This window comes from uncultured Campylobacter sp. (assembly GCF_937997595.1).
Taxonomy (GTDB): domain Bacteria; phylum Campylobacterota; class Campylobacteria; order Campylobacterales; family Campylobacteraceae; genus Campylobacter_B.
Genome location: NZ_CALKTS010000296.1, coordinates 1 through 10,813 on the forward strand (window position 1 = coordinate 1; position 10,813 = coordinate 10,813).

At 39.3% G+C, this 10,813-nt stretch carries 9 protein-coding genes; 2 read left to right on the plus strand and 7 right to left on the minus strand.

The window, feature by feature from the left end:
* Positions 1-213: 213 nt before the first annotated feature.
* The 4 genes from Q0614_RS09885 to Q0614_RS09900 all read right to left on the minus strand — a co-directional run bounded on the left by Q0614_RS09885 (position 214) and on the right by Q0614_RS09900 (position 4,603).
* Entirely contained in the window at positions 214-2,373 is a 2,160-nt protein-coding gene (locus tag Q0614_RS09885) for an STT3 domain-containing protein (protein ID WP_298788403.1), read from the minus strand.
* 530 nt (positions 2,374-2,903) lie between these two features.
* The gene (locus tag Q0614_RS09890; protein WP_298788405.1) at positions 2,904-3,278 is read right to left on the minus strand and encodes a hypothetical protein; all 375 of its coding nucleotides are present in this window, start codon (positions 3,276-3,278) and stop codon (positions 2,904-2,906) included.
* 168 nt (positions 3,279-3,446) lie between these two features.
* A complete protein-coding gene (locus Q0614_RS09895; RefSeq protein WP_366125055.1) occupies positions 3,447-4,424 on the minus strand; it encodes a multidrug effflux MFS transporter in 978 nt (325 codons plus the stop codon).
* Positions 4,346-4,603, minus strand: a complete 258-nt coding sequence (locus Q0614_RS09900; RefSeq protein WP_297949796.1) for a hypothetical protein — start codon at positions 4,601-4,603, stop codon at positions 4,346-4,348. The genes Q0614_RS09895 and Q0614_RS09900 overlap by 79 nt, the downstream gene beginning before the upstream one ends.
* A gap of 473 nt (positions 4,604-5,076) precedes the next feature.
* Here Q0614_RS09900 and Q0614_RS09905 point away from each other — a divergent pair, with 473 nt between their 5' ends.
* Positions 5,077-7,053 carry an ATP-binding protein gene (locus Q0614_RS09905; protein ID WP_298788407.1) on the plus strand — a complete coding sequence of 659 codons (1,977 nt, stop codon included), beginning with the start codon at positions 5,077-5,079 and terminating at the stop codon, positions 7,051-7,053.
* A gap of 12 nt (positions 7,054-7,065) precedes the next feature.
* Entirely contained in the window at positions 7,066-8,118 is a 1,053-nt protein-coding gene (locus tag Q0614_RS09910; RefSeq protein ID WP_297949798.1) for a DNA adenine methylase, read from the plus strand.
* 133 nt (positions 8,119-8,251) lie between these two features.
* Here the strand turns inward: Q0614_RS09910 and Q0614_RS09915 are convergent, their stop codons facing one another.
* The 3 genes from Q0614_RS09915 to Q0614_RS09925 form a co-directional block, all read right to left on the minus strand.
* A complete protein-coding gene (locus tag Q0614_RS09915) occupies positions 8,252-9,463 on the minus strand; it encodes a saccharopine dehydrogenase family protein (RefSeq protein WP_298788409.1) in 1,212 nt (403 codons plus the stop codon).
* Positions 9,464-9,829: 366 nt separating this feature from the next.
* Positions 9,830-10,003 (minus strand): DUF2892 domain-containing protein, encoded by a 174-nt coding sequence (locus Q0614_RS09920; RefSeq protein WP_009492563.1) that lies wholly within the window; start codon positions 10,001-10,003, stop codon positions 9,830-9,832.
* 493 nt (positions 10,004-10,496) lie between these two features.
* Positions 10,497-10,813 (minus strand): hypothetical protein (locus Q0614_RS09925; protein WP_298788413.1); only part of this gene is annotated, 317 nt, incomplete at its 5' end.

Sequence of the window (10,813 nt, forward strand, 5' to 3'; positions counted from 1 at the left end):
TTACTGCAGCTAAAGAGCTAAGAAGCGCCACTTTTGCAACTAAATTTCTCATATCTACTCCTTTTGGTGAAATTTCAACCTCTATGTTAGCGTTAGCTTATAAAACGTGGTCTAAATTTAAAGTAAATATAACACCCGACAAATAGGAGGATATTCAACACAACAAGAAATACTAGGCCTTGCAATTCTATACCTCTTATTATATATCTAAGCTTACTTTAGCAATCTATAGATCCTCGCAGAATCGGTTAAAGAAACCGGCTCGAATAGCTCTTTGTCGTAATTTTCCAGTACAAAAAGCTGAATAAACGTCGAGTTAAAGACCCTTTTATCCAAAACTAAAATCCTTTGATAGTCTGGCAAAAATATAACGAACAAATCGGAGCTTTCATCTACCTGCTTTGATAATTTAACGAGTTTGCCGTCTACTTCGCCTACATGATAGTAGGAGTTAATACTCATTTTTTCATCGTCATGAATCAGATATTCCGGATCAGCGCTAGGTAATGTGCATTCACTGCCCACTATTATGCTCACTCCGTCTTCACCCATCCTAATGTCATATCCTACATAAGCTAATGGTGTATAAAACTCCTCGCCCGTAGTTATATCTATAGCGGAAAATTTTAAAATATTTGGAAGCATATCCAACATACGCGGTACGAAGTAATAATACACCTCTCTGGTTTTTTGAGGGAGTTTAAAATTTTTATCTTCCAGCGATTTTAAAAATTTATTGATATCGGGCTCATTATAATCCTTTTGCATTTGAAGCAAGCTCGAGCTAAAATTTTCATTCATACGCCTTTCGATATATTCGACATTTAGCCTCGCCATATTAGCCGAGCTTATCTGATCTTTATTAAAAGAAAACGCCGTTAAAAATGCGTAATCTCCAAACTGCCTGCCTCCAGGATCTGCCACCACTTTTACGTCGGCATAATATCTGATCAAATACCCGTAGTCCCACCACGAGACCACATAATCCTCTCTGTCTACTTTATTTTTCAGCTCGGCAAGCGGGGCCACGGCGCCCCTCATAAGCACGGGCGCGACACGAAATTTATAAATATAATCTAGACTTGGTAGCAGCGCCAAGCAAGTCAGCACAATTAGCATAGAATTTCTAAGCCAAACTCGTATCTCAAAATAATTTAAAGTAAAATATAGAAAATAAGCAAAGCCAAAAGCAATTATCGGCGTGATATACATCGTAAATCTAACTCCGCCGAAAAATGCCAAAAATCCAAGTAATAGCATCGGCAAAGCCAAAATAAACGAGCGAAATTTAATAAACATAAAAATTAAGCCGGCCATAGCGCATATAAATATAAAAATATTTCCGCTAGAATAGCCCATAAATTTCATAAAATCCGTATTGGCTACTTCGTTGATTGTGCTTCCGACCCCATAGAAATAAAAAGCACCCGATACTTTACCTACGCTCTTGCCGACGTATGCTCTCATTTTACTCAAGATAGGATCAAGCCCACCGAAATATATAAACAAAGCAACTACCAAAACACCCAATATCCAAAGAATTTTCTTGTTTTGAGAGCTTGGAATTTTAATCATTAAAAAATATAACGACGCGATAAGCACGATTCTAAGCAATAAAATATAATTTACTATTATCGTATAGTCGCCATAGTATGTTTTAAAATTTATCACCGCTACCGCCATAAGAATCGTAGCTTTGTAATTTATCTCATTTCGTCTATCAAATATCAAAGTGTAAAATAAAAACATGCCCATTATGGCTAAATTTAACGAATACGAGCTTGGATACCACCAGCTATAAAGCGCCATAAAGACCGCGGGCAAGATTAAATTTAGTTGCGAGCCGTTTTGAGTGAGTCTGATTAGAGCCCAGATTGTCAGCATGGGCAGGACGATATTTAACATATCGCTATCGAAATAACCGCCTAACGTCCTCATATAATATCCCGGTAATATGGTGGCAAGTAGTGCCGCGATGATGCCGGCGCTCAGGATCCTATACTCTCTTGCTATCAAAATAATCGGCACGGCCACTAGCGGCGCTAAAAACACGCTCATATAAATCGTAATGCTATTTAGGCTGACTGGTAAAATTTTACTAAGCAAAAATGCCAGAGTTGGGATCGACGCGCCGTACGGGCTAAGATCGCCCTGCTGGTGAAAGCCCGCTATCATATCACGCGCACCCTCGGCATTCGCAAAAGCGTCGTTTGTGGTCATAATGAGCTCGCCGTCAAAAGAAAACTGCTCAATCCCGCTAGCCCAATATATCCAAAAAAACCTACACGCCACGCCGAATATATAAACCAGCGTCATGATCAAAAAAATATCCATGCGTGAGTATTCGCCGTTTGTAATTCTAAATTTTTGCATCTTTTTCCTTGATTTACCATTTGAAGTACCGAGCGGCAGGGTTAAAATTTGCCTCTACAAATTTTACTCGCTTTATCACGCCCGCGTTACGTCTTTAACGGCATTGTTTAATTTGCGTTTATTATAGCAGAATTTATCGATATTAAAGCGAAATTTTAAAAACAACCCAAGTCAAGCCGTTTAGAATTTAAATTTGTGATATGCAATTTTGGCGACCATCAAAAAATACGATACGTAAAGATAGAGATTAAGATGTAAACTAAATATCCAATATAAGGCAGATACAAAACAACACTAAGCCAATAAACATGCGTATATCTAGCATATTATAAATTCCATCTTCTGGGTGCGGAATGAACAAATATAGGACAATAAACATAACGAACGCTTTTAAAAAAATATATAACAATGTTTTATTCATAGGCATATATTTAGCGATCTATGCTATGGCTAAATAGCAGAAGCAACCGCTCGTTGCAAGAAACTTGCGCCGAGCCGGTGGATTTTTGTGGTTTAGACGAAATTCTCGCCTAATACGCGTCGCACATAAATTTACAGACGGTTTTCGTGCGCAGATTGAGCATGATCGAGCTTAGGCATCTGCCGTCCTTGTTGCCGCTTAGCAGGCGCACGGCGTCGCCCTCTTTCCACTGCGTGCTGTCGCCCTCGATCGTCCTGTAATGCGCGCCGTTAATAACAAGCGACTCGCCGCCCTTTAGCGTTTTATCGATCTTTAGATCGCTTGCGATCTGGCTTAGATCGCCTTTTAGGGCATTTGCGATTAGTTTTTCTTCGGCCTGCACATGCGTCTTCATCGAGCTTTTAGCAAAGTCCGGCACCTGCACAGTTTCGGTCTGAGCCGAAGCAAACACGGCGAGCACGCAAGCAGCGTAAATTAGTTTCATATTTTCTCCTCGGTTTTTTCAAAATTTAGGCGATTATAGCAAAGTTTACTTAAAAATTTCGGTCTAAATTTAGCTAGAGTTTAAATTTAAGAAACCGCCCGTCTGTTTAAAACAGAGCCGAACGCGACGGCAAATTATAAAATTTCGCCGCAATTTAAAATTTACTTATTAAAATACGCCGCCAGCGCGCTTAACCAAACAAAGGGCTATTATCCAAGACATCACTCGCGGCGTACCCGCAGAAAACGCCGCAAGCATCGCAGAGGAGAGGATGCCGCTGCCGTATTGCAGCGAGCCGATGAGCGCAGCGGCCGAACCCTTCATCTCCTGCGGCACGCTATCAAGAGCGGCGGCATTGGAGCAAGAAGCGATAATGCCGTTCATGCTAAAAACGAAAAACATCGGGATTATCACGCCAAGAACGCCGCCCGTTTTGAAAAACGCAAACGCAAACAGCACGCTGGCAGCAAGCGCGGCAACGAGCGTGGAGACTATGAGTAGGCGGTTTAGCGCATAGCGCTTTACCAGCTTTTTGTTTACGAAACTTAGCGCCATGACGCCCACGATGTTTAGGCCGAATAAAAATCCGTAGTATTTGCTAGGAATGCCGAAATAATCGATATATACAAACGACGAGCCAGTGATAAAGGCATAGGCGGCTACGTAGAAAAATGTCACGCTAAGAGTGTATCGCATAAATTTGGCGTCTTGCAATAATCTTAGATAGTTTCTAAAAGATGATACGATGGGCTTTGTGGAGCGCTTTTGCAGCGGCAAGGTCTCCGGTAGAGAAAAAATCATTGCAAACATAATCGCGCTAGCTAGCGCCATCAGCCAAAATATCCCGTGCCAAGAGCCGAACTCCAGTATCGCGCCGCCCAATAACGGACCCACTATCGGCGCTATCGCCATGATGATAACTAGCGTAGAGAGCATCTGTGCGGCCTGCGAGCTACCGAAAAGATCGCTAATCATCGCCCTGCTTAGCATCGGTCCTACGCACGCACCCACGGCCTGAAACACGCGCCAGAACACTACGCTAGTCATAGTGTCCGACATCGCGCATCCTACTGATCCGATCGCAAAGAGCGCCATACCGATAAAAAGCGGGATTTTACGCCCGATCCTATCGCTGATAGGCCCCATACGAGCTGTGCGATAGCAAAGCCGATCAAAAAGCCCGTTATCGTGAGCTCCGCATCGCCATGCAACTGTCGCTCCATCGTAGGCATAGCGGGCAGATATACGTCCGTAGATAGCGATGTACATGCCATGAGCGCGCTTAGTACGACTAAAAAAGATAGTGAAGTTCTTGAAGAGTTCAAATTTTTCCTTTTGTTGTTATTTGAGTGGGCGCGGGGTTTGCGCGACTAGATTTAAATTTGCCCAAATTTACCGTGTGAATTTTGTGTGATTATAGCTAAAATTTAAATGCCTTTCAGTACAGAAGCTTGGAGTAAATTTAATGTAAAATTTTTGGCATAAATTTAATACAAGCGGGGTAAAAATTCTACTTAGTTTTGCTTGGGTTTTTTCAAGAAACCTTCATCAAGGTAAACTAAATTTTGCGACAAATTATGTAACCGAACAAATTTAAATACAAGATTATAAGGTATAGTATTTTTCGCTTAAGCAATACTTCCTCATTTTTTCATAAAAAATTTCTCATTTTTAACCTTACTTTGTAAACACAAAGCAACAAGGCAATATTGCTAAATTTTCTTACAAAATTTGAGTTTTTAAATATTTTTTAAAAAAATATTTTGATAGAATAGGGCAGAAAACATAAGGATTGTACATGAAAGTAAATATAGCTCAGGCCATTAAGAGAATCAAGAAAAGTCCAGATTTTTTCAGACCGCTTTACGAAAGCATTATAAACTCAATACAGGCTGACGCCGATATTATAAAAATAAAATTTCAGCTAGAAGAGCATGGCGGCGAAGGATCCATTTATAATATAGTCAGCTATAGTATCGAAGATAATGGGCATGGGTTCACCGACGAAGATGCGGACGCCTTTTTAACATTGTATACTGAAAGAAATGCTGACAAGGGAGCTCTTGGTAGCGGAAGAATATTATGTTTAAAAGTATTTGACGATATATTCATAACAAGTCAAACTAAAAACAACGGGCAAGAACTCGGGAAAGAAACAAAAATAAATTTTAACGTTAATTTTAATTATAATTCAATAGATGAACTTGCTAGAGAAGAAAAAAGTAGCGATAAAAGTTATACTATAACAGAGTACAAAAATTTAAAACAGGCTTATCAAAACAAAGAATTTAACTTAGACCAAATAAAAGAAAATATTTTTACAGAACTGCTTCCGTTATTTATAGAGTACAGCACGAATGATAAAAATTTGACTATTTTTATAGATGATCAGGAGTGGATAAACAAAAAGCTCATAAGCAACAAGATGCTATCCTATAATTTTAAAGAAAAAGTATTTAGCGTTTCTTCTAACGATAGTAGTATAACAAAGGTTTTTAAGCTTTATTACAGAATAGAAAATGATGATGCAAGAAAAAATATGCAATTTTATGCAGCTGCCTATAGAAAAATTAAAGATTTCCCGAATGATACTAAAGTTAGTGATGATTTACCAGGCAGACCTTCTATTATTTTTTGTTTGACTTCTGATTATTTTAAGGAAATAGTTGACGACTCTAGAGAAGATTTTATAGTTTTTTTTAATCAAAATAACCCAACAGAAGAAGCGCCTATTACTATGCCGTCTATAAATTTGAAATTACGAGAGACAATTAGAGCTATAATTGTAGATAAATTTCCTAATATAATGGATGATTTTAATTTAAAAAAAGAAGAAGTTATTAATCAAAATCCTTATTTAGCTAGGTATGTAAAAGATATGGATGATTTTACTAAAAGTATAGATGATATAAAAAAGGATGCTGAAAAATTATTTGAAAATTCATCCAAAAAAGTTAAAGAGGAAGTCAAAAAATTTTCTGAAAATATTTTAAAAACAAGAAATTTTCAAAAAGATAAATATATAGAAATAACAAAAGATTTTACAGAAACTGGGCAAGAGCAACTGGCACACTACTTTGCCTATCGTCAGGTGATCATAGAGATGCTTAAGAATATTTATCAAACAAACACAAGCAAAGATTCGGAGAAACTTTTTTCCGAGGGCGACATACATGATCTAATAATGCCTAGGAAAACAAGTAATCACAATAATATGGAAAATGTTGCACAAAATAATTTTTGGTTATTCGATGACAAATTTATGACTTTTAACTTTGCCGCAAGCGACAATACTATGGAAAAAATTAGAGAAGAATTGGCTATGGATTTAGGAGAAGTACCACAAGGATATGAACTAGATAGACCAGATTTGCTTATTTTATATTCAGACGATGAAACATCAATTAGCTCAAAAGATGTGGTAATTATAGAATTAAAAAGGATAGGCTTAAATGAATATGATAGGAGCAAGGCCTTGGATCAATTGGCAACATATGCTGATGTTTTTAGAAGAATTATGGTTAATCAAATAAAAGACGTTTTTGTATATTCGTTTTTTGAATTTGATACAAAATTTGAAAATTTACTACGAAGAAGAGGCTACCAACCTAATATATTAAGCGGCGGGGAACATAGATTACATTATTACTATTCATATATCCCCTCAGTCCAAGCCTATATAAACGTATTATCTTTTGACAGTGTCGTTTTTACAGCAGATAAGAGGAATAGACTCTTCCTAGACATATTAACTGGAAATATAAGAAATTCGTAAAAAGGTTGTTTATTGAACTATATAGGTGCCAAGAATAAACTTCTACCGTTCATCGAAAAAATAATATTAGAAAATATAGATGACAGCTGTAGAGTATTTTGCGATATATTCTCTGGAACAGGTGTGGTTGGTTTAAATTTTAAGAAATTAGGTTTTAAGATAATAGCCAATGATTTACAGTATTATTCATATGTTTTAAATAGGCATTTTATAGGAAATCATAAAAAGCCAGAGTTTAAAGAATTAGTAAATTTTTTAAAAATAAAAGATAAAAATAATATTCTAAAAGAAGTATTTCGTTTTTTTAATACTTTACAACCGATTCATGGCTTTATTGCAGAAAATTATTCACCAGCCGGCAAGGATGGCAGGATGTATTTTACAGAACAAAATGCGAAAAAGTGTGATGCAATAAGAACCAAAATAGAGTTTTTAAAAAAAAACAAAGTAATCACAATTGATGAATATTTTTTTCTCATCTCATCCTTATTAGAAAGCATAGATAAGTATTCTAATTCGGTTTCAGTATATGGAGCATATTTAAAAAAATTTAAAAAGACAGCTTTATTAGAATTTTATTTTAGGCCAAGCAAACTATATATTAACCATCAAGAACACGAAATATATAATCAAGATGCAAACGATTTAATAAAAAGAATTAGTACAGACGTGCTCTATCTAGACCCTCCGTATAATCGCAGACAATACTATACAAATTATCATATACTAGAAACAATTGCCAAATATGATAATCCAGTGATTTATGGAAAAACTGGATTGCGACTAGAAAATGACAAAAGATCAAAATATTGTCTTGTAAATACAGCATATAATGAATTTAAAAATTTGATTGAAAATGCTAATTCAAAATATATATTTATGAGCTACAATAACGAAGGAATAATACCTATACAAGCAATAAGGGGAGTTTTTGAAAAAAAAGGAAGGCTAAAAGAATTTACTATTTCTTATTCTAGGTATAAATCCGACTCCAAAAGAAAATATTCATCTAATAAAACAGTAGAGTATCTATTTTGCTGTACTTGCAATACATACTGCATCTAGTATTATTAAAAATTTTTCACGAAATTAGAGTTTGTGGCAAATTTTACCTTGCGAATGAGGCGGACTGTATGTCCCGTAGCAGTGAAGCAAGGTAAAATTTAACAAAGTATAGCGGAAAAAGACAAGCCTAAATTTAGACTTCGTATCTTTCTCCTGGCTTCATTTCGATTATCTCCCACGGCAAGCCTTGCTTATTTAGTTCATCCATGAAAGGCTTGGCGTCGAAATTTTCCATGTTAAAGACGCCTTTTCCGCTCCAAATGCCCTTTGCGACCATCATCGAGCCGATCATCGCAGGCACGCCCGTCGTGTAGCTCACCGCCTGCGCGCCCGTCTCGGCGTAGCAAGCCTCGTGGTCGCAGACGTTATAGATATAGACTTGGCGCTCTTTGCCGTCTTTGAGCCCGCGGATCACGCATCCGATGTTGGTTTTGCCCTTCGTGCGAGGACCGAGGCTCGCAGGATCAGGCAGTAGCGTCTTTAGAAACTGTATCGGAACGATTTTCACGCCGTTATGCTCGACCTCGTCGATGCGAAGCATGCCGACGTTTTCTAGGCACTTCATGTGAGTTAGGTAGCTTTGTCCAAAGGTCATGAAAAAGCGGATTCGTTTTAGCCCTTTGATGTTTTTTACTAAGCTTTCTAGCTCCTCGTGGTAGAGTAGATAGCTATCCTTGACGCCCACTTTCGGATAGTCCCATTTGAACGAAATCTGCATCGGCTCGGTCTCTTTCCACTCGCCGCGCTCCCAGTAGCGGCCCTTTGCGCTCACTTCGCGCAGGTTGATTTCAGGGTTAAAATTCGTCGCAAACGGATAGCCGTGATCGCCCGCGTTGCAGTCTAAGATGTCGATCTCGCCGATCTCGTCAAATAAATTTTGCTGTGCGTAGGCGCAAAATACGTTAGTCACGCCCGGATCAAAGCCGCTTCCCAGCAGCGCCATCGTGTTTGCGGCTTTAAACTCGCCGTCCTTCGCCCATTGTAGTTTGTATTCAAATTTGGCGGTGTCGGGGTGCTCGTAGTTTGCGGTGTCGATGTAAGGTATGCCGGCGCGAGAGCACGCTTCCATCAGCGTTAGGTCCTGGTACGGCAGCGCGACGTTTAGCAGTAGCTCGGCGCCCTTTTTTTTGATTAAATTTACGACCGCATCGGTGTCGTCCGCGTCGATCTGGGCGGTATCGATCTGCACGCCAAGGCGGTCTTTGATAAACTTAGCGATCGCGTCGCACTTGCTTTTGGTGCGGCTAGCAAGGGTGATCTTGCTAAAAACGTCCGCGTTCATCGCGCATTTTACGGTCGCGACTTGGCTCACGCCGCCCGCGCCTATGATTAAGATATTTGACATTTTGGCTCCTTTAAATTTTAAATTTTGCTGCAATTTTAGCAAATTTAAGATGAATTTTAAGAGGTGGGGTGCGATTAATCATAGAGTTTGGTTGTGGCGGGCGCGGAGCGCAAGCCCGTTCTAGCAAGAGCGTCAAAAGCGGCACGGCGTTAAAATTTACGCGGATAGCGGCATGCCAATTAACGGCGGCATGAGATTAAATTTACGGCCTTGCATCGCGCGATAAAATTTTAAGCCTTAAGCGCTCGTTTAAATTTAACGTTCCGCGGCAAGGCGTGGAGAATTTAAAATTTAAAGCTCGCTTTGCTGCTAAATTTATCGTGCCTCTTGCCTCGGCGCGCAGCAGACCGCATACCGCGGCTAAATTTAACGCTTTAGCGAGCAGCGGTTTAAAAAGTAGCAAGCGGGACAAAATCCAGTGACCCCCACGATAAACGGCACGAGCCCGACCAGCCCCCACCAGCTGCTAAACACCGCTCCCGCTATCATTATCGCTAGTCCGATCAGTGCTCTTATTATCCTAGTTTTCTTACTTAGCATTGCGTTTTCACTTCTTTATTTTTACATTTTGCACGTATTAATGCTTAAAATTTTTAAAGTAAGCAATGGCAGCAAACCGCCACCTAGCGTATCATCTTTGAGCCCGCCCTCCTATATACGCGCCTTGGTTAAATTCGGCTTCGTTTAATTATCTTTTCTTTTGCATAAAAGTGCGATTCTACAAAATTTATGTGCCTAAGGAGCAAAATTTATTCGAGCTCAATTTAAAATTTTGGCAAGCGTAAAACAAGGTGAACTCGAATGCAGGCGGGCAGTAGGGTAAAATTTGCGTATCGAAGGATAAAAAATTTACACACAGCTTTAAATTTGAAATTACGATAAATTGAACCGAGCGGAATTTTATCGTTGCAGAAAATTTGTCTAAATTTAGCTCGCCGCGTGTTTTAGGGTTTAAATTTAGACGCTGCGGCAAAGAAGCGTAGTGCGATATTTACGATCGAGGCGGCACCGATCTCGCGCCGTAGCGTTAAAATCAAATTTCGTAGCGATAAATTTTGCCGAAATTTTCATCCAGATTGTAGCTAAACTCACCGCCTGCGTAATAGATTGTCTCGCCGCTCTCCAGCTCGAAGCGCTGATACACGCGCAGCACGACCTCGTTTTCGCTGATGCCTTGGACGTGGATAAAAATATCGCTCTTTCTGCCCGCGGTCATCGCCATTTGGTAGAGCTGATTAAATAGCACGTATTCCGGATCCTTCTCGGCGTCCTCTTGGGATAAAAAGCTCTCCAGTACGCCCAGCATCTCCGCGCGAAATTCCGTTCTGGCGCGCGCATAAGCGTTTTGGA

What these genes read in the sequence shown, in the direction of transcription:
- Q0614_RS09885 (WP_298788403.1), bottom strand. Translation starts at nt 2,373, where the DNA reads ATGCAAAAATTTAGAATTACAAACGGCGAATACTCACGCATGGATATT.
- Q0614_RS09890 (WP_298788405.1), bottom strand. Translation starts at nt 3,278, where the DNA reads ATGAAACTAATTTACGCTGCTTGCGTGCTCGCCGTGTTTGCTTCGGCT.
- Q0614_RS09895 (WP_366125055.1), bottom strand. Translation starts at nt 4,424, where the DNA reads ATGGGGCCTATCAGCGATAGGATCGGGCGTAAAATCCCGCTTTTTATC.
- Q0614_RS09905 (WP_298788407.1), top strand. Translation starts at nt 5,077, where the DNA reads ATGAAAGTAAATATAGCTCAGGCCATTAAGAGAATCAAGAAAAGTCCA.
- Q0614_RS09915 (WP_298788409.1), bottom strand. Translation starts at nt 9,463, where the DNA reads ATGTCAAATATCTTAATCATAGGCGCGGGCGGCGTGAGCCAAGTCGCG.
- Q0614_RS09920 (WP_009492563.1), bottom strand. Translation starts at nt 10,003, where the DNA reads ATGCTAAGTAAGAAAACTAGGATAATAAGAGCACTGATCGGACTAGCG.